This is a genomic window from Ensifer sp. ENS08, from assembly GCF_014852195.1.
In the GTDB taxonomy this organism is placed as follows: Bacteria; Pseudomonadota; Alphaproteobacteria; order Rhizobiales; family Rhizobiaceae; genus Ensifer; species Ensifer adhaerens.
In genome coordinates this window covers 522,716-543,239 of sequence record NZ_JACVBF010000001.1, presented here as the reverse complement: position 1 = coordinate 543,239, position 20,524 = coordinate 522,716, and the positions used below count along the sequence as shown (strand labels likewise).

The window sequence follows — 20,524 nt, the reverse complement described above, 5'->3', positions numbered from 1 at the left end:
AACATGACGTTTCGCCGATCCGCAGACATCAAGGCTTCGAAGGCCGGCCGCGCCAGCGCGCGGCGGCTGGCGGCTGGCGCGCTCTTCGCCGCCGCTTTCCTGTTGCCTTCGGCAGGCTATGCGGAACGGCTGACGGCGGTGATCCCCACGCAGACCATCTATCCGGGCGAAACCGTCGATGCGAGCCGCGTCGAAGTCGTCGACGTCACCAACCCTGATCTCGCCGACGGCTACATCAGAACCCTGGGCGAGATCGACGGCAAGGTCACCAAGCGCACGCTTCTTCCCGGCCGGGTGATCCTCGCGAGCGCGCTTCGCGAGCAATATGCCGTCGAGCGCGGTTCGACCGTGCGCCTCGTCTTTAGCAATGGCGGCCTGACCATCAGCGCTGCCGGATCGCCGCTCCAGGACGCCGCCGTCGGCGAACTGATCCGGGCGCGCAACATCGATACCGGCGTCATCGTTTCCGGAACGGTGATGGCCGACGGCACTGTCCATGTGGTGGCGAAATGAAAATGCTTGCATGCAAATGGTTCCTGTCGCTGGCTGTCGCGTTCTCCATGGCGCTGACGCCCGCCTTCGGCGCATCCAGGATCAAGGACGTCGCCTCGCTTCAGGCGGGCCGTGACAACCAGCTTATCGGATACGGCCTCGTCGTCGGCCTGCAGGGCACGGGCGACAGCCTGCGCTCGTCGCCGTTCACCGACCAGTCGATCCGCGCGATGCTGCAAAATCTCGGCATCTCCACCCAGGGCGGCGAGTCCCGGACGCGCAACGTCGCGGCCGTACTGGTGACGGCGAACCTGCCGCCTTTCGCCAGCCCCGGCAGCCGCGTCGACGTGACCGTAGGCTCGCTCGGCGACAGCACGTCGCTGCGCGGCGGCACACTGGTCATGACTTCGCTTTCGGGTGCAGACGGCCAGATCTATGCGGTCGCGCAAGGCTCCGTCGTCGTCACCGGCTTCAACGCGCAGGGCGACGCCGCAACCCTCAACCAGGGTGTCACGACGTCCGGTCGCGTGCCGAACGGCGCCATCATCGAGCGTGAGCTGCCGTCGAAGTTCAAGGACGGCTTCAACCTCGTGCTGCAGCTGCGCAATCCTGATTTCTCGACCGCCGTCGGCATGGCCGCAGCGATCAACAAATACGCGGCCCAACAATATGGCGGTCGCATTGCGGAAGCGCGCGACAGCCAGGCCGTTCTCGTCGAAAAGCCGAAGATGGCGGACCTCGCGCGGCTGATGGCCGACATCGAAAACATCGTCATCGAGACCGACGTGCCTGCGCGCGTCGTCATCAACGAACGCACCGGCACGATCGTCATCGGCCAGGATGTCCGGGTCAACGAGGTGGCGGTCAGCTACGGAACATTGACCGTGGAAGTCAGCGAGACGCCGACAGTGGTGCAGCCGCTGCCCTTCTCGCGCGGGCAGACGGCGATGGAACCGAACACGACGATCAACGCGCAGTCCGACGGCGGCACGGTGGCGATCCTCAACGGTTCGAGCCTTCGCTCGCTCGTCGCCGGCCTCAACAACATCGGCGTCAAGCCGGACGGCATCATCGCCATCCTGCAGAGCATCAAGACGGCCGGTGCCCTCCAGGCGGAGCTCGTGCTGCAATGATCGCAAACGACAATCATTCTCTCGGCCGGACCCGCAGGCTGCTGCTCGCCGCGGCGGCTGTCGCGTCCATGCTTTCGATGCCGGGCGCCTTTGCCCAGGACGTCACGGCGCCGCCCGCAAGCGACGCGACCCAGAACGAGATCCAGCAGTTCTGCACCAACATCGCCGACGCCGCGCGCGACCAGCGTTATGTGCTGCAGCGCAAGGATCTCGAAACGCTGCAGGCAAGCATCGACGAGCGCATCGCCACGCTCGAAAAGCGCCGCGAGGAATACGAAGACTGGCTGAACCGCCGCAACGATTTCCTGAAACAGGCGGAACTCAACCTCGTGGGTATCTACAAGACGATGAAGCCGGACGCAGCCGCCGGCAAGCTTGAGATGGTGAGGCCTGAGATTGCCGCCGCCATCGTCATGCAGCTGCCACCGCGCCAGTCATCGCTGATCCTGAGCGAAATGAGCGATGAGAAGGCGGCGATCCTTACCAACATCATCTCGAGCGCCAGCGACCCGAACACCTCGAAGGAACCATCATGAAAACGCGTCTAACGGCTATACTGACCGGGGCCGCCCTCCTTGCGGGATGTCAGAACCAAGCGCTCAACGAAATCGGCCGCGCGCCGTCGATGAGCCCGATCGGCAGCGGTCTGCAATATTCGCAGACGCCGCAGCTCGCCATGTATCCGAAGCAGCCGCGCCAGATGGTGAATGGCTATTCGTTGTGGAACGACCAGCAGGCAGCGCTCTTCAAGGACGCGCGCGCGATCAATGTCGGCGATATCCTGACGGTCGACATCAAGATCAACGAAGGCGCAACCTTCGACAACAAGACGGACCGTAGCCGCAAGAACTCGAGTGGCTTCAACGTCGGCGCCAGCGGCAAGTCTCAGACGAGCGATTTCGGCTGGTCCGGCGACCTGAAATACGGCTCGAATACCAAGACCGAAGGTGACGGCACGACGGAGCGTTCGGAAAAGCTGCGGGTGCTCGTTGCCGCCGTTGTCACCGGCGTTCTCGAAAACGGCAACCTGTTGATCAGCGGTTCGCAAGAAGTGCGGGTCAACCACGAGCTGCGCATCCTGAACGTCGCCGGTATCGTCCGGCCGCGGGACGTCGATGCCGACAACGTCATCTCCTACGACCGCATCGCCGAGGCGCGCATCTCCTATGGCGGCCGTGGTCGCCTGACCGAAGTGCAGCAGCCGCCCTACGGCCAGCAGTTCATGGATCTATTTTCGCCGATCTGATCGGCAGGGAACGGCAAGATGGAAGAACTCGATTCCAACGCTCCGAAGCCGCCGTCGAAGGTGCTGACCATCGCGGCCATCGCCGTGCTGACGCTGCTTGCCGGCGGCGGCGGCTGGCTGGTGGGCGGCCTGCTCGCACCACCGCCTCCGAAGGAGCAGGTGGAAGCGACCAAGGAGCCGGCCGCCAATGCGACCGGCGAAGAAGGCCTGCCGAAGGTAGCGACCGAAGCGAACGGCGTCGTCCAGCTCGACCCGATCACCACCAACCTTGCCTATCCCTCTGAAAACTGGATCCGCCTGGAAGTGGCGCTGCAGTTCGACGGCCTGCCTGACCCCAAACTCGCCGAGCAGATCCACCAGGATATCGCCGCCTACCTGAAAACCGTTTCCCTGCAACAAATCCAGGGACCACGCGGCTTTCAATATCTCCGGGATGACATCCAGGAGCGGGTTGACCTGCGCTCCGATGGGCGCGTAACCAATGTGATGTTCAGAACCTTCGTCATCCAATGATTCGATAAATGGTCCGGCTAGTCGCCTTTATAGTTGCCATGATGGCGATGTCCGGTATTGCCGGCGCCCAGAGCTTCCCCTCTGATATCCTGAATACGCCTATCGACGGCTCTGCCGCCTCGTGGATCATCCGCACCTTCGGTCTTCTGACCGTGCTGTCGGTGGCCCCCGGCATCCTGATCATGGTCACCAGCTTTCCGCGCTTCGTGATTGCCTTTGCGATCCTGCGCACCGGCATGGGCCTGGCGACCACGCCATCCAACATGATCATGGTTTCGCTGGCGCTGTTCATGACCTTCTATGTCATGGGGCCGACCTTCGATCGCGCCTGGCGGGACGGCATCGACCCGCTGATGAAGAACCAGATCACAGAGGCGGAGGCGATCCCCCGGATCACCGAGCCTTTCCGCGACTTCATGCTCGCCAATACGCGCGACAAGGACCTGCAGCTCTTCATCGACATCGCCAAGGAAAAGGGCCAGACGGTCGTCGTCGACGACAAGGTCGATCTGCGCGCGGTCGTGCCGGCCTTCATGATCTCGGAAATTCGCCGCGGCTTCGAAATCGGCTTCCTGATCATGCTGCCGTTCCTGGTGATCGATCTGATCGTCGCTACCATCACCATGGCCATGGGTATGATGATGCTGCCGCCGACGGCGATCTCGTTGCCGTTCAAGATTCTCTTCTTCGTCTTGATTGACGGCTGGAACCTCCTCGTCGGCAGTCTGGTGCGCTCCTTCAGTTAGAGCTGTCGCACGGAGAGTGCGCGGCGCGCTAGCGACGGCGACAAATCAAAAGCTCAAAGAGAAGAGCCGCATCCCGAAAACCGCGATGCGCTTGCCTTCGGCGCATGGCGCTCCGGATCATCCGCGCCATCGGGCTTTGCGATCCTCGAAACGGGACAACAAAAAAGGCAGCGCCGCGGCGCTGCCTTTTGTCTTTCCGGGATGATCGCCGTTCAGCGTTCGAACGACCCGATGCGCGGCGGCAATGCCGGAACGTCGATGTGATCAGGTGCCAGTCCGCGCTTGGCGCGGTCGGCCATCATTTCGTAGCCCGTTTCCAGGTGCTGGCAGAAACGCTCCGCATCGAATAGCGGCATCCGGAACCGGTTCTCGTCCAGCCTCTTTCGATAGTCGGCGATCTTGTCACGGTTGTTGTAGAGCGCGACAGCTTCCTTGACGTAGTCCTCCGGCCCCGTGGCCACGAGTTCCGGCACGCCGATGGCGTTCAGCAGGCTCTCGCTCACGCGTGAAGCGAAGTTCGTGCCCTTGAAGGACAGCACCGGCAGGCCTGCCCAGAGCTGTTCGGATGTGGTCGTGTGGCCGTTGTAGGGATAGGTGTCGAGGCCGAGATCGGCGAGCGGAACGCGGTCGACGTGGTTCTGGTAGGCGAACTTGCCGCAGATGACGATGCGCTTGGTATCGATGCCGGCGCTTTTGAACTTGGCCAGCAGATTTGTGCGTGCATCCGCCCTGTCGCACAGCACCCACAGCAGGCTTCCGGGCGTCTGGCGAAGGATGTCGATCCAGAGATTGACCGTCTGAAGCGAAATCTTGCGATTTGCGTTGAAGGAGGCAAATACGAATGCATCCTCGGGAAGGCCGACATCCTTGCGCGACATCGCCCGGGGCCGGGCGCGCTCGTAGGGATCGTTGGGCTGGTAGGTCTCCGGCAGGCGGCAGTATTTTTCATAATAATGCGCCTTACTGCTGTCCGGAAGCACACAAGGGTCGCCGATGATGTAGTCGAGATCGACGTTGACGGTGGTCCCAGGGAAGCCCAGCCAGCCCACCTGCACGGGAGCTGCGGCCCGGTTGAAGATGGAGACTCGGCTTTCGAGCGTATGCCCCTTCAGGTCGACGAGAATGTCGATGTTTTCCTGGCGAATGACATGCGCAGCCTCGTCGTCGGTGAGGTGGCCGATCTCGACGATCCTGCCCCATCTTGCGCGTATGTCCTGGTCGCGCGCCGCAAGCGCGCTCTTGGTATGGCAGAAAAGGGTGACGTCGAAGCGCGTCTTGTCGTGCGCCATCAACACCGCCTTCAGCAGCTTCATGGTCGCATGGTCGTCCCAGAAGTCGGCGGAAACATAACCGATGCGAATGCGCTCGCCCCAGCGGTGCGGCGCGGCGCGGCGTACTTCCGTCAGGCTGCTCGGGAACGGGTTGAGCTGTGCGCCGGCGACCCGGTTGAAGCTTTCGTCGCCACACCAGGTCGCGTGATAGTAGGGCGCTTCAGCTGCAAGAATTTCGGTCTGCCCGGCTTTCAGTGCCCGTTGGATGTCGCGTTCGTGCTTCTCGACCTCGGCATAGTCGTTGGCCTCACGCGCATAGACGAGATGGGCCGACCGCAGCGTGGTGTTCTTCGGGTTGTTGCGGAAGAGATTGGCGAGCGCGTCACGATCTTGCAGGTCGTTGATTTCGGCGGTCAACAGCTTGAAGGCAAGCGCATTGTGCAGGCGGTTGGTGCTCAGGGTCAGCGGCGCCTTGAAAAGCCCCAGGATTTCCTTTTCGCCGCGCTTGAGGAAGATCGAGGCGATGATGAAGGCGATCTCGGCATCTGTCTTGGCCTTCTCCAGAAGCGGCAGTCCGATGCTCAGTGCCTCGTCCTCCTGCCCGTTCGCGAAGTAGAGTTTCATGGCGTCGGTGAGGTAATCTTCCGCCCGCGAGCCGCCGGCTTCACCGGCGAGCTGGTAGGCACGGGCCGCCTCAGCCTTGAAACCGAGTTTCACGAGGACCTTCGCCAGAAGCACATAGGTCTTGGTGTCGCGGTTGATCTCCATCAGCACATTCAGCTGGTTGAGCGCGTCCGTGTACTGCCCCTTCTGGTATTGCCGGGAGGCGGTCGAAAAGATGGCTTGGGCGTTCACTAAGAGCTCCGTCGAAGAGGCGCGGCGACCGGCGCCGGCTTGCTAGTCCTTGTTCGAAGCCGAGTTTACCCGGGGGAGCTTGCCTCAGGCAGGAGCGAACCACCGTCCGACACATCTTTGCTGGCGGCAGCGGGGCTGTGATCTCTGCATCCGTGGCAGCATTAAAGTCTTGTTAAGTATAAGTTATCTCGGCCCAAGCTGCCTTGGGCATTTAATCAATTCGCAAGCTTTGCACGCGATAGTCCCTTTCACATGACGGGTTTGGTTTCTTCCGAGATAGTTGGAACCGAGTGGCATGAAGCCGATCCGCCATCACCGGGAAGTCCGGTATGTCCCCTAAATCGTCTAAAGTAATCAAGGGACACTCTAATGACGAGCATCATCACCAATTCTTCCGCCATGGGCGCACTCGCCACCCTGCGTTCGATCAACTCCTCGATGGAAACCACCCAGGAGCGTATTTCGTCGGGTCTGCGCGTCGGCACCGCGGCTGACAACGCTGCTTACTGGTCGATCGCGACCACCATGCGTTCGGACAACAAGGCCCTCTCGGCTGTTCAGGACGCCCTCGGCCTCGGCGCTGCCAAGACCGACGTTGCTTCGTCGGCCATGGAAAACTCCAAGGACGTCGTCGACGAAATCAAGAAGAAGCTGGTAACCGCCAGCGAGCCGGGCGTTGACAAGAGCAAGATCCAGAAGGAAATCAAGGAGCTGCAAAACCAGCTCGTGAGCATTGCCAAGTCGGCCTCGTTCTCCGGCGAAAACTGGGTTTACACCGACCCGAACAACGCTGCCGGCACGAAGTCGGTCGTTGGTTCGTTCAACCGCGACGCCAAGGGCAATGTCAGCCTGACGACGCTGCAGTACGACACCAACAAGAGCTCGCTGATCGAAGTGAACGCTTCGGGTGCCAACGTCACCAACGGCACGGGCCTGCTCTCCAGCAACATCTCCTACACCGACACGACCGGCGCGACCGTATCGCTGACCTTCAGCGTTCTGTCGCTCGACATCACCAGCATGACGAACGGCGCTCTGTCGCAGGCTCTGTCGGGTGTTGACTCGGTCCTGACCCAGATGACCGACGCTGCTGCCGACCTCGGTGCGCTCAACAGCCGTATCGATCTGCAGAAGGGCTTCGTCGAAAACCTCTCGGACTCGATCGAGAAGGGCGTTGGCCGTCTCGTCGACGCTGACATGAACGAGGAATCGACCCGCCTGAAGGCTCTGCAGACGCAGCAGCAGCTCGGCATCCAGGCACTGTCGATCGCCAACTCGAACTCGCAGAACATCCTGTCGCTGTTCCGTTAATCGACGGGTTGAAAGGGGGCGGGCCACGGTCCGCACCCGATGCAAGATACGAAACCGCGCTTCGCAAGAGGCGCGGTTTTTCTTTGTCGCCAATGCACTGATAAAACTTCGAAAAGTTTCTCTGGGTTTTAGGGTTCGTTAACCACGATGGTGTTTGTTGTAACCATCGAAACGACGGGTTGACCCGAACAGATTAAAGCGTCAGCAGGCATGAGGCTGACCGTCGTTTCCCGGTAATCCCGGAATGTCCCTTTCCATTTCATCTTTGCCAACAAGGGGCACTCAGCCAATGACGAGCATTCTGACCAACTCTTCCGCCATGGGCGCACTCGCCACCCTGCGTTCGATCAACTCCTCGATGGAAACCACCCAGGAGCGCATCTCCTCGGGTCTGCGCGTCGCCACCGCGGCTGACAACGCTGCTTACTGGTCGATCGCGACCACCATGCGTTCGGACAACAAGGCCCTCTCGGCCGTTCAGGACGCCCTCGGCCTCGGCGCTGCCAAGACCGACGTTGCTTCGTCGGCCATGGAAAACTCCAAGGACGTCGTCGACGAAATCAAGAAGAAGCTGGTAACCGCCAGCGAGCCGGGCGTTGACAAGAGCAAGATCCAGAAGGAAATCAAGGAGCTGCAGAACCAGCTTCTGAGCATTGCCAAGTCGGCCTCGTTCTCCGGCGAAAACTGGGTCTTCACCGACCCGAACAACGCTGCCGGCACGAAGTCGGTCGTTGGTTCGTTCAACCGCGACGCCAAGGGCAATGTCAGCCTGACGACGCTGCAGTACGACACCAACAAGAGCTCGCTGATCGAAATGAACGCTTCCGGCGCGTTCGTCACGACCGGCACGGGCCTGCTCTCCAGCAACATCTCCTACACCGACACGACCGGTGCGACCGTAGCGCTGACCTTCAGCGTCATGACGCTCGACATCACCAACATGACGGGCGGCGCTCTGTCGCAGGCTCTGTCGGGTGTTGACTCCATCCTGACCCAGATGACCGACGCTGCCGCCGACCTCGGTGCGCTCAACAGCCGTATCGATCTGCAGAAGGGCTTCGTCGAAAACCTCTCGGACTCGATCGAGAAGGGCGTTGGCCGTCTCGTCGACGCTGACATGAACGAGGAATCGACCCGCCTGAAGGCTCTGCAGACGCAGCAGCAGCTCGGCATCCAGGCACTCACGATCGCTAACACCAACTCGCAGAACATCCTGTCGCTGTTCCGTTAATCGATCGACCGAACATGACGGGCGATCTTCGCCCGTCACTTCGAAAAGAAGCCGCACATCCCCCGTGGATCGTGCGGCTTTTTCGTTTTGCGCTCCGGTATTCAATGGCCGCCAGGCGTGCCGCATGCCGCCGGCATTCGTTCCATGGGTGACGGTACGCATCTTAACGCTTCGTCCATCTTTCCTTATTTTTGTTCACCTTTGTTACCGACTTCCTAATGGCATTAACCATTTGTTAACTATGAGATCGTTACATCTTGGTTAAGAGCGAAGGGTCGCCTCCAGGGCAAAACAGGGGCGATTCGCATGATGCCAGTCCCATCGCTGCCGGTAACACTCCGGAATGTCCTTAGGAATTCATTCGGGACAGGTGACCAATGACAAGCATCATGACCAACACCGCCGCCATGGCGGCTCTCCAGACATTGCGTTCGATCAACTCCGACATGGCGGAAGTCCAGGACCGCATCTCCTCGGGCTACCGCGTGCAGACGGCTGCCGACAACGCCGCTTATTGGTCGATCGCGACCACCATGCGCTCCGACAATGCCGCGCTCTCCACCGTTCAGGACGCCCTCGGCCTCGGCGCCGCCAAGATCGACACGGCCTATGCGGCAATGAATTCGTCGATCGAGGTCGTCAGCGCGATCAAGAGCAAGCTCGTCGCGGCGAGTGAGCCGGGCGTCGACAAGCTGAAGATCGACAAGGAAATCACCGAGCTCAAGAACCAGCTTATCTCGGCCGCCCAGTCCGCATCCTTCTCCAGCGAAAACTGGCTCTACAACGCCGCCACAGCTCCGGTCGGCACGAAGTCCGTCGTGGCCTCGTTCAACCGTGACGCCAACGGCAATGTGTCGGTCACGACGCTCGACTTCGACACCTCGCAGTCGATGCTGATCGACAAGCAGAACGCGAGCCGAGGCATCCTGACCAGGAACTACGACGCCTCCCAGCTCACCTCTCCGCCCGGCACGGCGGGCGCGCGCCTGTACCACCTGATCGGCGCACCGGCGACGACGCCGATCGGTACGACGGCGGAAGTCAAGCTGACCGCATCGACGACGCCTGCCGAAATGGCCGATATGATCAGCGTCGTCGAACGTATCCTCAACCAGCTGACGGACGCCGGCTCCACGCTCGGCGCCATCACCAAGCGCATCGAGTTGCAGGAGGGCTTCATCGCCAACCTGATGGATACGATCGACAAGGGCGTCGGTCGTCTCGTCGATGCCGACATGAACGAGGAATCGACACGGCTGAAGGCGCTGCAGACGCAGCAGCAACTGGGCATCCAGGCGCTCTCGATCGCCAACACCAATTCCGAAAACATCCTGCGCCTGTTCCAGCAGTAAGGCGCAGCGGAGGACAGCGGCCGGAAGCGGCCGCCGATCCGCCAAACTGAGCCCACCACCCCGAATGCGGGTGACGGCACTTTGAGTTCTGCCACGTCGTCGGTCACGGCACCCGGTGGAAACGGTTGGACCGCGCTAATTGCCCTGGCGCGGTCCAACACATTCATTTTCGCACAAGTTTGACCGAATAGCCTTCCCTCGCAGTCCTGTCGGATGACTGCCGGCCAAAATGACCTTTGCGCCGCCGCCTGCATCAGATCGCTCCGGGAACAACCGACCCCGGATCACGCTGATGTACGTCAAGAATGCTGGGTCTGCCGTATCCGACGGTCGGGCCCGAGGGAGACATGTCAGCAGTGCCAGGAGCAATGGAAGTCCGCGCCAGGGAGCGCCGCCTCTCAAGCAGATGGGGATCGCCGCATTGCCGCAGGTCCGCTGCAGGGGGCCGGCCATGAGTGCAATGCTCTCCCGTTATCTCAAGGACTTCAGCGCACCGAAAGTCGAGCTGTCGCTGATGCCTCCGAAATATTTCCCCGATCTGGATACCGACTATGCCGATGGCGAGCGCCTCGGCGCGAGACCAGCCATGCCGGAAATCGATATCGACGCCGAACGCCGGCGCGCCTTCGCCGAAGGGCGGGCCGAGGCGACCGCCGAACTCGTCTTCGAACAGGAAAAGCAGATAGCCGAACTTCAGGCGGCGCACGCGGCCGAACTCGAGGCGCTGACGCGGCGCTTCGAAGAGGAAACCGCGAACCGTCTCGCGCTGCGCATCGACGAAATGACCGAGGGGCTTGCCGTCGCACTCGGCGACCAGGCCGCCCGCGTGCTCGCGCCCGTCATGGGCGATGCCCTCATGCAGCGCGCCGTTGCCGATATGGCGCAGATGCTGCGCCAGGGACTTGTGGCCGGCGAAGGCTGCACCATCGTCGTCAAAGGCCCGGCGTCTCTCTTCGAGGCGCTGAAGCGCCAGCTCGGAGAAGACATGCCGTCCTTGCGGCACGTCGAATCCGACGATGTCGATCTCGCCGTCGAGATGGATGGCACCATCCTCGTGACGCGCATGGCCGCCTGGGCCGATACAGTTCGGAAAGTTCTCGCATGAGCGACGAAAACCACCACAACGGCAAGCACGAGATCATCATCGTCAAGCGCCACAGCGGCAGCCATGATGGTCACCACGGCGGCTCCTGGAAGATCGCCTATGCCGACTTCATGACGGCAATGATGGCCTTCTTCCTCGTGATGTGGCTGATCAATGCCGCCAACGAAGAGACGAAGGCGGCGATCGCTTCCTATTTCAACCCGGTGCAATTGACCGACCAGAAGCCTGCCGAACGTGGCTTGAAGGACCCGGCCAAGGATGCGCAGGGCGAAGAAACGCAGCAGCGTTCGAAGGTTGACGGCGAGCAGGAAAAGTCCGGTGGCTCGGCCAAAACCGGCGATCAGCTGACGGCGACGTCGGGCGAAGAGACGAAGTACTCCGACGCCGACTTCTTCGAAAACCCCTATTCCGTTCTTTCCGAGATTGCGCGCGAGGTCGGCCAGCAGGCCAACATCAGCGTCAAGGGCGAGGGCGGTGCGGCCCAGTCCGGCCCGGCCACCGGCGCCGATGGCGGCGAAGCCTATCGTGACCCGTTCGATCCGGACTTCTGGACCAAGCAGGTCGAAGTGAAGGACGCCGGCAACACGGCCGAAACCGTTGCTGCCCTTGCCGACAAGTCGACGGAGCCCGCAGGCGCGACGCCGGCCGTCAAGAAGTCTGAGGCGGACGCGTCGCAGGAGCCGCATGAAGCGGCCGACAAGCAGGCCGGTGACGGCAAGGACACCGATACGGGAGCTGGCAAGGACCCGGCGGACGCCGCAGCCGGCGAAAAGCCGAAGACCGAGGCCGCCGAGGCCGACGCCAAGGAGCAGGCGGCCGAACTCCAGGCCGAGCTGAAGAAGCAGCTTGCCGGCGAGGCGGGTCAGCTGGCCGAGGGACTTGTCGTGACACCCGCTGAAGGCGGCCTGATGGTGACGATCAGCGAGCGGACCGATGCGCAGATGTTTGCCATCGGCTCGGCCGTGCCGCAGAAGGAACTGGTACTGGCGATGGAAAAGATCGGCCATCTGCTGGCTGAGCGTCAGGGCGCGGTTGCAATCCGCGGCCATACCGACGGCCGTCCCTTCAAGGATGGCACTTATGATAACTGGCGCCTCTCCGCCGCCCGCGCCCAGAGCGCCTATTACATGCTCGTCCGTGGTGGCCTGAAGGAAGATCGCGTCAGCCAGATCAGCGGCTTCGCCGACCGGCGGCTGCAGATCCCCGGCGATCCCTACGCCCCGGGTAACCGCCGCATCGAGATCCTCTTGCAATCGGCTCCGGGTTAAGCGCCATGCTGAGACGCCTGCGAACCGCTCTGATGGCCTGCTGTGTGCTGGCGACCCCCGTTTTAACCGGGGGTGCCAGGGCGAACGATATCGAGGAGCTCGCACCCTTCAAGATGATCCGGTCGCTGCAATATGTGCAGGACTCGGTCGTCCTTGGCGACCATTCGGCGATCGAAATGCAGCGCTTCATGCTGGGCGCCATCGACAAGCGCCTGCGTGCGGCCGACGCGGCGGTCTTCCGTGATCCGCGCAACGTCGATGCGGCGCTGGTCTATGCCATGAGCGGCGGCAATCCGGAGACGCTGAAGTACCTTGCGGATCACGATGTGGCCGGGAACTTCGATTCCCGCGTCACCGAGGCGCTGACGCAATATCTGAATGGCAAGGGCGGCCTGATCGTCGAGAGCCTGTCCAAGGCCGCGCCTGAGTACCGCAGCGCCCGCATCGGCCCTTATCTCTACCTCATCCTCGGCAACGCGACGTCGCAGCAGGATCCTGTGGGCGCGATGAAGTACTACGACTGGGCCCGTCTCGCGGCCCCGGGTACGATCATCGAAGAGGCTGCCCTGCGTCGCTCGGTTTTCCTCGCGGTTCAGGCGGGCGACGCGGACAAGGGCTTCCGCTATGCGCTGACCTATGCCCGCCGCTACCTGACCTCCCCCTATGCCAGCCAGTTCGCGGATGTCTTCGTCGAACTCGCCGTCGCCCATTTCGATGGCGGGGCGCAGGGGCGAATTTCGGAGATCCTGGGTTTCATGGACGCGCCGCGCCAGCGCGAAGTCTTCCTTCGTGTCGCTCGCCGCGCGGCGATCGCCGGCAAGCAAGAACTCGCAAAGCTCGCGTCGGAACGCGCCGAGGCGCTCGGCGCAGATGGCGCGCCGCAGCCGAAACTGCTTGCCAGCTTCTATGCCGGATTGGCCTCGGTGCCTTCCAATGACGTGTTTGCCGCGACGGCGAGCCTGGCGGCGATATCGGATGCGGAGCTTTCGCCGCGCGACCGCGCCTTGCGCGACGCTGCAAAGGCGGTTGCGGACGCCGTCGTCCGGCCACCTGTCGGTGAAAGCCTCACGCAAGCGTTTGCGTCTAAACCCGATAGACCGGTTGAGGCGAACGCGTCGGCCGCAAGCGAGGAAACTGGCAGCGGCATGAGCCCCTTTGGAAGCGGGCAGACCCCGGCGGTTGCGCCGGAGACCGTGGCCGCATCCGGCGCTGACGAGGTGGCGGACCCGAAGCACGATGGCTTCGTGGCGAAAGGACGATCGAAGATCGAAGAGATCGACGCTCTCCTGAAGGGAGAAGACAAATGAGGGCTGAGGACACCCTGCGCATGCCTCCGACACCTGTCGGCACGGGAAGCGGACGAGCGGGCGGCAAGGAGCAGGCCGGTGGTGCATCGGCCGGCGCGTTTGAAGATGCCGTGGCCAATGCCGGGCGGCAAAAATCCAACGACCAGCCGGGTTCAGGCAAAGGCGGCAACGACGCCGCTGCCGGCAGCGACGCGGAGGCGGGAGCCTTGATCGACAAGGACAATATTGCCAAGGCCGCGGGCAGGGCCGTGACACGCAGCATCAGCCTTGGTCGCAACGACCAGTTCGACGAACACGCGCTGCGCGACCATTTCCAGGCGGCCGAGCGCGGCGCTGGCGGCAAACGTGCCGTCGACAAGACCGATCCGGCCAAATCGGCTGCCGTGTCCGATGATCTGGCTCAAGTGGAGGCCGATGAAGAACTCGCCAAGCGCATTGCCGCCTTGACGAAAGGCATTGGCAAGGCGCCGGCAGATGGCGCCTCGGTCGATGGCGACGTTAGCGCCGGCGGCGAGGGCGCAGAAGCCAAGCATACACCGACAGCGATGGACGATCTGCTGACGCTGCTGGGCGGTGCCCAGGCGACGCAGCCTCAGGGACAGACGGCGGCCGCGCGCCAGGCAGCGGATGGCCAGATTGAAGGCGCGGCGCCCGTTGCCGGTGGCAGCGAGCATGGCGCGAAAGCCGAGGCACAGGCGGGCGAGAACGACCCCGACCGGCTCTTCCGCTTCGCCCGGGCTGACGGCAAGGGACAGGCCGTTTCCATGAGTCTCTCGAAGGACGGTGATGCGGCGTTCGACGCTGCCCGCTCGCAAGGCTCCGCCAAGGTCGAGAATGTCACCGTGCTCGAGGCCCGGCGTTATCTCGGCATCTCGATGAGCCCGAACACCAGCGCCGTGGCAGACGCCATCGCCGGTGAGGCCACCACTTCCCTGCAGCCAAGTGCTGCACTCGGTCAGCCGGGCGCGTGGACGCAGGCCGGCAAAACGCTCAACACCCTGAAGATCCAGCTTCACCCGATCGAGCTTGGCCTTGTCACGGCCACGCTGCGCCTGAAGGATGACGAACTGCAGGTCGAGCTGAAGGTCGAGAACGGCGACGCCTTCCGGCAGTTGCGCGACGACCAGAACGACTTGGTCAAGGCGCTGCGCGCTCAGGGCTTTGCGGTCGATCAGGTGAACATCGTATTCAACTCCGGCGGCGACACGTCGTCCGGCGGCGGGTCGCAGGCGCAGGCCCAAGCCCAGGCCGGGCAGCAGGGCCGAGAACGCGCCGATGGCAACGGCCAGGGACGACAGCAGCGACAGGACGACAGCCAGTCTTCGGCGGCGGAAAGGTGGGTTGGCAATGGCGGGACGGACGATGCGGCTGCCGGCACTGAGCGCTCTCGTACTGGTCACGTCTACATGTAGCGCTTTTGCCAGCGCGGACGCAGGCGTCTGCGAGCGCGAGATCATCAGCGCAGCGGCGAAGTACGATATCCCGGCCGGGATCCTCTATTCGGTCGGGCTGACCGAAACCGGCCGCAAGGGATCGCTTCAACCCTACGCGATGAACATCGAAGGCAAGGCCTATTTCGGTAGCAGCGAGCAGGACGTTCTGACCCAGTTCGGCAACGCGCGGGCACAGGGTGCCAAGCTCATCGATCTCGGCTGCATGCAGATCAACTATTACTTCCATGGCGAGCATTTCAGCTCGCCGCAGGAGATGCTTGACCCGCGCAAGAATGTCGAATATGCCGCGCGCTTCCTGGCCAATCTCCATGCGAGGCACGAGACCTGGACAATGGCCGTTGCGCGCTATCACGCAGGCCCGAACAACGACCCGGCGCAGAAGAAATATGTCTGCCGGGTGATCGCGAATCTCGTCGCGACCGGCTACGGCAAGTGGACGCCGAACGCCACGCAGTTTTGCCAATAAGCAACCATCAATTGTATTAGCATCCCATTTGCCGCATTGTGGCGACAATGCGCGGACAATGTGACCGCAAGCGATTTGTCGTAGTCCGTTAACTTTTCCACATTATTTTAGTGCCGCCTTGAGGCGGGTGCTACTAGATATAGATCAAATCGGCGAAACATGGTTAATCAATTATTAATTCCACCCAGTAACTTCCTCTAGTTGTTCATGAATCCCTCGATTCGTACCTCTCAATCAGTGCGGAGCCATACTGATTCGGAGGCGGGCGAATGATCGTAGTGGTTGATGAAAGAGAGCTGGTGAAGGACGGGTATACGTCCCTCTTCGGACGTGAAGGTATTCCCTCGACGGGTTTCGATCCCAGGGAGTTTGGAGAGTGGGTAAACGCGGCTGCCGATTCGGATATCGATGCCGTGGAAGCCTTCCTGATCGGGCAGGGCGACACCACCTTCACGCTGCCGCGGGCCATCCGCGATCGCTCGATGGCACCGGTCATCGCGATGAGCGACACGCCGTCCCTCGAAAACACGCTTGCACTCTTTGATTGCGGCGTCGACGACGTTGTGCGCAAGCCTATCCACCCCCGCGAAATCCTTGCCCGCGTCGCTGCGATCCGCCGGCGCTTGAAGGCGATCGCCAACTTTACCGACATTGGTCCGATCCGCGTTTTTGCCGACGGCCGTGATCCGGAAATCAACGGCGATGTCTTCGCCCTGCCGCGCCGCGAGCGCCGCATTCTCGAGTATTTGGTCGCAAACCGCGGCCGTCGCGTCTCCAAGTCGCAGATCTTCAACGCGATCTACGGGATCTTCGACGAGGACGTCGAGGAAAACGTCGTCGAAAGCCACATCAGCAAACTGCGCAAGAAACTGCGCAAGAAGCTCGGTTTCGACCCGATCGATTCGAAGCGTTTCCTTGGCTACTGCATCGACTGGAACTGAGCGCCACGCCGATGGGCGGGCACTGAACCAAGACAGGTTCACGCAAGGCCCGCTTCCTAGTGTCGCCGTAACAAGGAAATGAGGATCCGATATGAGTCTCTATGGCAGCATGAGAACGGGTGTGTCCGGTATGAACGCCCAGTCGAACCGTCTGGGCACGGTCGCCGAAAACATCGCGAACGCCAACACGACCGGCTACAAGCGCGCCTCCACTGAGTTCTCGTCGATGATCCTGCCTTCGGGCGGCGGCAACTACAATTCCGGCGGTGTCGAAACGCAGGTGCGCTACAGCATCTCCCAGCAAGGCGGCACCAGCTATACGACGTCGGCGAGCGACCTTGCCATCAACGGCGGCGGCTTCTTCATCGTTTCGGGCAATGGCGGTGAGAACTTCCTGACGCGTGCCGGCTCCTTCGTTCCGGACAAGAACGGCAACCTCGTCAACACCGCCGGCTTCACGCTGATGGGCTACGAGTACAAGGCCGGCGTCGATCCGACCGTCGTCGTCAACGGTTTTGACGGCCTGGTACCGGTCCAGCTCAAGGACGAGGGCCTGGTCGCCGCTGGCTCGACCAAGGGTACGATGGAAGCAAACCTGCCGTCGGGCGCGGCCGTCAACGATCAATCGAAGACCTCGATGGTTGTTTACGACAGCCAGGGCAACACCCGCATCCTCGATTTCACCTACACCAAGACAGGTCCGAACGCCTGGGGCCTGAGCGTCGTCGATCGCACATCGGGCACTACAGTCGGTACCCAGACCATGACGTTCGACGCGGCCGGCAAGCGCATCGGCGCCGTCCCCGCGACGCTGACGACGACGGCCATCAACAACCTGCCCGGTACCGGCGCCAACCTTGGTGCGATCACGATCGACACCTCCAAGACCACGCAGCTCGGTGGAGACTTCAGCAGCACCGGCGGTGGCATCGACGGCAGCAAGCCGAGCAAGATGTCGGGCTTCGAGATCGACAAGGAAGGCATCGTTTACGTCAAGTATGGCGACGGCAACCTCATCCCCAAGTTCCGGATCGCCCTTGCGACCGTCCAGAGCCCGGACAAGCTGCAGCCGCAGTCCGGCAACGTCTACTCGCAAGGGGCGGATTCAGGCGTTATTGTCACCGGTTTTGCCGGCTCTGGCGCTTTCGGCAACATCCAGTCCAAGGCACTCGAAAACTCCAACGTCGACATCGCCAACGAGCTGACCTCGATGATCGAGGCGCAGCGCAACTACACGGCAAACTCCAAGGTGTTCCAGACCGCCTCGGACCTGCTTGACGTGCTTGTCAACCTGAAACGGTAATTGAAAGAGATACGGTCCGCGTCATGTCGCTGTCCTCCGCAATATCCATCGCACAGCAGGCCTTCAGCAACACGGCGCAACAGACCGCGATCGTGTCGAAGAACATCGCGAATGCGGGCAATGCGGATTATTCGCGTCGCCTTGCCCTCTTGGGCAGCACCGGCAACGGCGCGCAGGTCGTATCCATCTACCGGGCACAGAACGAGGCGCTGCTCAAGCAGAGCATCGCCAGCATCGGCGAAGCCTCCGGCCAGGCGCGGCTTCGCGATGGCCTGGAACTCTTGAAATCGGCTCTCGGCGGTAACAACTACGAGACTGCGCCGTCTAAGCTGCTGTCGGAGTTTCGCAACAGCCTGCAGACGCTGGCCTCGACCCCGGGCAACAAGACGATTGCGGCGGCTGCGGTCACCAGCGCCCAGGACCTTGCCGATTCCCTGAACAAGACCTCTGCCACCGTGCAGAACATGCGCGAAGATGCCGACAAGGAAATCGCTCTTGAGGTCGACAAGCTGAACAGCCTGCTTGCGGACTTCGAGCGGGTGAACAACGAGGTCAAGTCGGCGACTGCATCCGGTGGCGATGCGAACGATGCGCTTGACCAGCGCGACAAGATCCTGAAGCAGATTTCGGAGATCGTCGGCATCTCCACCGTTACGCGCGGCAACAACGATACGGTGATCTTCACCACCGACGGCACGGTGCTTTTCGAGAACATTCCGCGCCAGGTGACGTTCGCGCCGACAACGACCTATGACGCCACCGTCACCGGCAACAAGATCTTCGTCGACGGCGTACCGATCGCCCCCGGAAGTGGCGCAGATACGACCGCCAAGGGCAAGCTTGCGAGCCTCGTGCAGCTGCGCGACGACATTGGGCCGAAGTTCCAGTCGCAGCTGGACGAGATCGCCCGTGGTCTCGTCGAGCTTTTCAAGGAAGGCAACCCCAGCGGGGTGCCGCCGGTTCCCTACCAGCCGGGCCTCTTTACCTGGGGAAGCGCGGGTGTGCCGGCTGCCGGCACCGTCGTTCCCGGACTGGCATCGAAGATCACTGTCAACGCTCTGGCCAAGGCCAACCCGCTTCTTTTGCGTGACGGCGGCTTCAACGGCGTTGTGTCGAACCCTGGCGGTGCGGCAAATCCGAGCCCCGGCTACACGGGCCTTCTCGACGGCTTCATCAACAAGATGGGCGAGAACATGACGTTCGACCCGTCGACCGGTCTCGACGGAACCAGCAGCCTGCTGAACTTCGCGACCGGGTCGGTCGGCTGGCTGGAGCAGACCCGAAAGACGGCATCGACCGCCGACGACAACAAGCGCGCTATGCTGTCGCGCACCCAGGAAGCGCTCAGCAAGCAGACCGGTGTCAGCATCGACGAGGAACTGTCGCTGCTGCTCGATCTCGAACAATCCTACAAAGCATCGGCCAAGCTGGTGAGTACCGTGGACGCCATGATGGCGGCCTTGATGGAAGCTGTGAGGTAATCATGAAGACGTCCTACGTTTCTAATCTGGCGATCCAGACCGCCATGCGCATGACGATTCAGCAGAACCAGATGGATCTGCTGAAGGCGACCCAGGAGCAGACGACGGGTCGGCACTACGACGTTGGCTTGACGCTTGGTGCGACGGCGTCGCGCTCGCTCAACCTTCAGCGCGAGATCGACCGGCTGAACTCGATGAAGAGCACCAACTCGGTCGTAACCCAGCGCCTCTCCGGCTCGCAGGGTGCGCTGGAAACGATGGCGAAAGCGGCCGAAAAGGTGCGCGACACGCTCGTTACCTACAAGGGCAACGATGCCGCGAGCCAGCTTAAGATCCAGAAGACCGAGATCTTGGGCGCGCTGCAGACCTTCACTGCCGCCGCAAACACGTCCTTCAACGGCGAGTTCCTGTTTTCGGGCATCAATACCGACGCCAAGCCTCTCGCCGACTACACCGCTACGTCGGCGGCAAAGACTGCCTTCGACGCTGCGTTTACGGCGTTCAAGACCGCCAACAGCATCACGTCCGACGACCAGATCACCGTCACCCAGATGCAGGACTTCATCAAGAATACGGTCGAGCCGATGTTCACCGGTACGGGCTGGGATGCAAATTGGTCGGACGCATCCAGCCAGAACATGACGAGCCGGATCAGCGCCAGCGAAGTCATCGAAAGCTCGACCAACGCCAATACCAACGGCTTCCGCATGTTTGCCATGGCAAGCGTAATCACGGCCGAGCTGATGGACAAGAACGTGACCCCCGAGGTGCGGGCGGCGATCGGTGTCGAGGCGTTGCAGTATGCAGAGCAGGGCATCGCCGGCCTCAATGCAGAGCGCAGCCAGCTCGGTATTTCGGAATCGCGGGTGAAGAAGGCGAACACCTCGATCGACGCGCAGCTCAAGCTGGTCAACACGCATGTCGCCGACCTCGAAGGCATCGATCCGATCGAGACATCGACCCGGATCAACACGCTCAAGGTGCAGTTGGAAACGTCCTATACACTAACGTCGCGACTACAGCAGATGAGCTTGCTCAATTTCCTCTAG

General features: G+C 61.9%; 19 protein-coding genes. 18 read left to right on the top strand and 1 reads right to left on the bottom strand.

Translation table 11 applies throughout. The annotated features are described in order from the left end of the window. Window positions 1–3 precede the first annotated feature (3 nt). Genes flgA through fliP form a run of 6 tightly spaced genes read left to right on the top strand, consistent with a single transcriptional unit; the run spans window position 4 to window position 4,130 of the window. Window positions 4–513 carry a flagellar basal body P-ring formation chaperone FlgA gene (gene flgA, locus IB272_RS02530; protein ID WP_060581898.1) on the top strand — a complete coding sequence of 170 codons (510 nt, stop codon included), beginning with the start codon at window positions 4–6 and terminating at the stop codon, window positions 511–513. After that, on the top strand, window positions 510–1,625 hold the full coding sequence (locus IB272_RS02525) for a flagellar basal body P-ring protein FlgI (protein ID WP_043613025.1): 1,116 nt from the start codon (window positions 510–512) through the stop codon (window positions 1,623–1,625). The genes flgA and IB272_RS02525 overlap by 4 nt, the downstream gene beginning before the upstream one ends. Beyond that, window positions 1,622–2,161 (top strand): MotE family protein, encoded by a 540-nt coding sequence (locus IB272_RS02520; RefSeq protein ID WP_034796899.1) that lies wholly within the window; start codon window positions 1,622–1,624, stop codon window positions 2,159–2,161. Before IB272_RS02525 ends, IB272_RS02520 begins: the two co-directional genes overlap by 4 nt. Beyond that, window positions 2,158–2,871, top strand: a complete 714-nt coding sequence (flgH, locus tag IB272_RS02515; protein ID WP_034796898.1) for a flagellar basal body L-ring protein FlgH — start codon at window positions 2,158–2,160, stop codon at window positions 2,869–2,871. Before IB272_RS02520 ends, flgH begins: the two co-directional genes overlap by 4 nt. Window positions 2,872–2,889: 18 nt before the next feature. Further along, window positions 2,890–3,384, top strand: coding sequence for a flagellar basal body-associated FliL family protein (locus tag IB272_RS02510; RefSeq protein ID WP_034796896.1), 495 nt, complete (start codon window positions 2,890–2,892; stop codon window positions 3,382–3,384). A gap of 8 nt (window positions 3,385–3,392) precedes the next feature. Next, window positions 3,393–4,130 (top strand): flagellar type III secretion system pore protein FliP, encoded by a 738-nt coding sequence (gene fliP / locus IB272_RS02505; RefSeq protein WP_034796894.1) that lies wholly within the window; start codon window positions 3,393–3,395, stop codon window positions 4,128–4,130. A 212-nt stretch (window positions 4,131–4,342) separates the two neighbouring features. On the opposite strand, the gene IB272_RS02500 is transcribed toward fliP, so the two are convergent. Then, the gene (locus IB272_RS02500; protein ID WP_060522248.1) at window positions 4,343–6,256 is read right to left on the bottom strand and encodes a glycosyltransferase family 41 protein; all 1,914 of its coding nucleotides are present in this window, start codon (window positions 6,254–6,256) and stop codon (window positions 4,343–4,345) included. A gap of 369 nt (window positions 6,257–6,625) precedes the next feature. Between IB272_RS02500 and IB272_RS02495 the strand changes: the two genes are divergently transcribed. The 12 genes from IB272_RS02495 (at window position 6,626) to IB272_RS02440 (ending at window position 20,524) form a co-directional block, all read left to right on the top strand. Then, window positions 6,626–7,567 (top strand): flagellin, encoded by a 942-nt coding sequence (locus tag IB272_RS02495; RefSeq protein WP_064816979.1) that lies wholly within the window; start codon window positions 6,626–6,628, stop codon window positions 7,565–7,567. A 289-nt stretch (window positions 7,568–7,856) separates the two neighbouring features. Continuing rightward, entirely contained in the window at window positions 7,857–8,798 is a 942-nt protein-coding gene (locus tag IB272_RS02490; RefSeq protein ID WP_064816980.1) for a flagellin, read from the top strand. Between the two features lie 377 nt (window positions 8,799–9,175). Continuing rightward, window positions 9,176–10,150 carry a flagellin gene (locus tag IB272_RS02485; protein WP_034800723.1) on the top strand — a complete coding sequence of 325 codons (975 nt, stop codon included), beginning with the start codon at window positions 9,176–9,178 and terminating at the stop codon, window positions 10,148–10,150. A gap of 451 nt (window positions 10,151–10,601) precedes the next feature. Further along, window positions 10,602–11,255 (top strand): hypothetical protein, encoded by a 654-nt coding sequence (locus tag IB272_RS02480; protein ID WP_060584339.1) that lies wholly within the window; start codon window positions 10,602–10,604, stop codon window positions 11,253–11,255. Beyond that, window positions 11,252–12,523: a MotB family protein gene (locus IB272_RS02475; protein ID WP_060583967.1), complete on the top strand. Its 1,272-nt coding sequence runs from the start codon at window positions 11,252–11,254 to the stop codon at window positions 12,521–12,523. The genes IB272_RS02480 and IB272_RS02475 overlap by 4 nt, the downstream gene beginning before the upstream one ends. Before the next feature lie 5 nt (window positions 12,524–12,528). Continuing rightward, window positions 12,529–13,830 (top strand): chemotaxis protein MotC, encoded by a 1,302-nt coding sequence (motC, locus tag IB272_RS02470; protein WP_034800729.1) that lies wholly within the window; start codon window positions 12,529–12,531, stop codon window positions 13,828–13,830. After that, complete coding sequence (locus tag IB272_RS02465) at window positions 13,827–15,242, top strand: flagellar hook-length control protein FliK (RefSeq protein WP_060583969.1); 1,416 nt, start codon at window positions 13,827–13,829, stop codon at window positions 15,240–15,242. The genes motC and IB272_RS02465 overlap by 4 nt, the downstream gene beginning before the upstream one ends. After that, the gene (locus tag IB272_RS02460; RefSeq protein ID WP_034800733.1) at window positions 15,193–15,750 is read left to right on the top strand and encodes a lytic transglycosylase domain-containing protein; all 558 of its coding nucleotides are present in this window, start codon (window positions 15,193–15,195) and stop codon (window positions 15,748–15,750) included. The genes IB272_RS02465 and IB272_RS02460 overlap by 50 nt, the downstream gene beginning before the upstream one ends. Before the next feature lie 269 nt (window positions 15,751–16,019). Next, a complete protein-coding gene (locus tag IB272_RS02455; protein WP_034800735.1) occupies window positions 16,020–16,691 on the top strand; it encodes a response regulator transcription factor in 672 nt (223 codons plus the stop codon). A gap of 91 nt (window positions 16,692–16,782) precedes the next feature. Next, the gene (locus IB272_RS02450) at window positions 16,783–17,994 is read left to right on the top strand and encodes a flagellar hook protein FlgE (RefSeq protein WP_034800738.1); all 1,212 of its coding nucleotides are present in this window, start codon (window positions 16,783–16,785) and stop codon (window positions 17,992–17,994) included. 23 nt (window positions 17,995–18,017) lie between these two features. Continuing rightward, window positions 18,018–19,475 (top strand): flagellar hook-associated protein FlgK, encoded by a 1,458-nt coding sequence (gene flgK, locus IB272_RS02445; RefSeq protein WP_060516524.1) that lies wholly within the window; start codon window positions 18,018–18,020, stop codon window positions 19,473–19,475. A gap of 2 nt (window positions 19,476–19,477) precedes the next feature. Then, on the top strand, window positions 19,478–20,524 hold the full coding sequence (locus tag IB272_RS02440) for a flagellar hook-associated family protein (RefSeq protein ID WP_060516522.1): 1,047 nt from the start codon (window positions 19,478–19,480) through the stop codon (window positions 20,522–20,524).

Bases quoted from the DNA above. Each gene is read 5' to 3' on its own strand.
- flgH (WP_034796898.1), top strand. From the start codon at position 2,158: ATGAAAACGCGTCTAACGGCTATACTGACCGGGGCCGCCCTCCTTGCG.
- IB272_RS02485 (WP_034800723.1), top strand. From the start codon at position 9,176: ATGACAAGCATCATGACCAACACCGCCGCCATGGCGGCTCTCCAGACA.
- IB272_RS02455 (WP_034800735.1), top strand. From the start codon at position 16,020: ATGATCGTAGTGGTTGATGAAAGAGAGCTGGTGAAGGACGGGTATACG.
- IB272_RS02475 (WP_060583967.1), top strand. From the start codon at position 11,252: ATGAGCGACGAAAACCACCACAACGGCAAGCACGAGATCATCATCGTC.
- IB272_RS02525 (WP_043613025.1), top strand. From the start codon at position 510: ATGAAAATGCTTGCATGCAAATGGTTCCTGTCGCTGGCTGTCGCGTTC.
- IB272_RS02465 (WP_060583969.1), top strand. From the start codon at position 13,827: ATGAGGGCTGAGGACACCCTGCGCATGCCTCCGACACCTGTCGGCACG.
- fliP (WP_034796894.1), top strand. From the start codon at position 3,393: ATGGTCCGGCTAGTCGCCTTTATAGTTGCCATGATGGCGATGTCCGGT.
- motC (WP_034800729.1), top strand. From the start codon at position 12,529: ATGCTGAGACGCCTGCGAACCGCTCTGATGGCCTGCTGTGTGCTGGCG.
- IB272_RS02490 (WP_064816980.1), top strand. From the start codon at position 7,857: ATGACGAGCATTCTGACCAACTCTTCCGCCATGGGCGCACTCGCCACC.
- IB272_RS02495 (WP_064816979.1), top strand. From the start codon at position 6,626: ATGACGAGCATCATCACCAATTCTTCCGCCATGGGCGCACTCGCCACC.
- IB272_RS02520 (WP_034796899.1), top strand. From the start codon at position 1,622: ATGATCGCAAACGACAATCATTCTCTCGGCCGGACCCGCAGGCTGCTG.
- IB272_RS02480 (WP_060584339.1), top strand. From the start codon at position 10,602: ATGAGTGCAATGCTCTCCCGTTATCTCAAGGACTTCAGCGCACCGAAA.
- IB272_RS02510 (WP_034796896.1), top strand. From the start codon at position 2,890: ATGGAAGAACTCGATTCCAACGCTCCGAAGCCGCCGTCGAAGGTGCTG.
- IB272_RS02440 (WP_060516522.1), top strand. From the start codon at position 19,478: ATGAAGACGTCCTACGTTTCTAATCTGGCGATCCAGACCGCCATGCGC.
- flgK (WP_060516524.1), top strand. From the start codon at position 18,018: ATGTCGCTGTCCTCCGCAATATCCATCGCACAGCAGGCCTTCAGCAAC.
- IB272_RS02460 (WP_034800733.1), top strand. From the start codon at position 15,193: ATGCGGCTGCCGGCACTGAGCGCTCTCGTACTGGTCACGTCTACATGT.
- flgA (WP_060581898.1), top strand. From the start codon at position 4: ATGACGTTTCGCCGATCCGCAGACATCAAGGCTTCGAAGGCCGGCCGC.
- IB272_RS02450 (WP_034800738.1), top strand. From the start codon at position 16,783: ATGAGTCTCTATGGCAGCATGAGAACGGGTGTGTCCGGTATGAACGCC.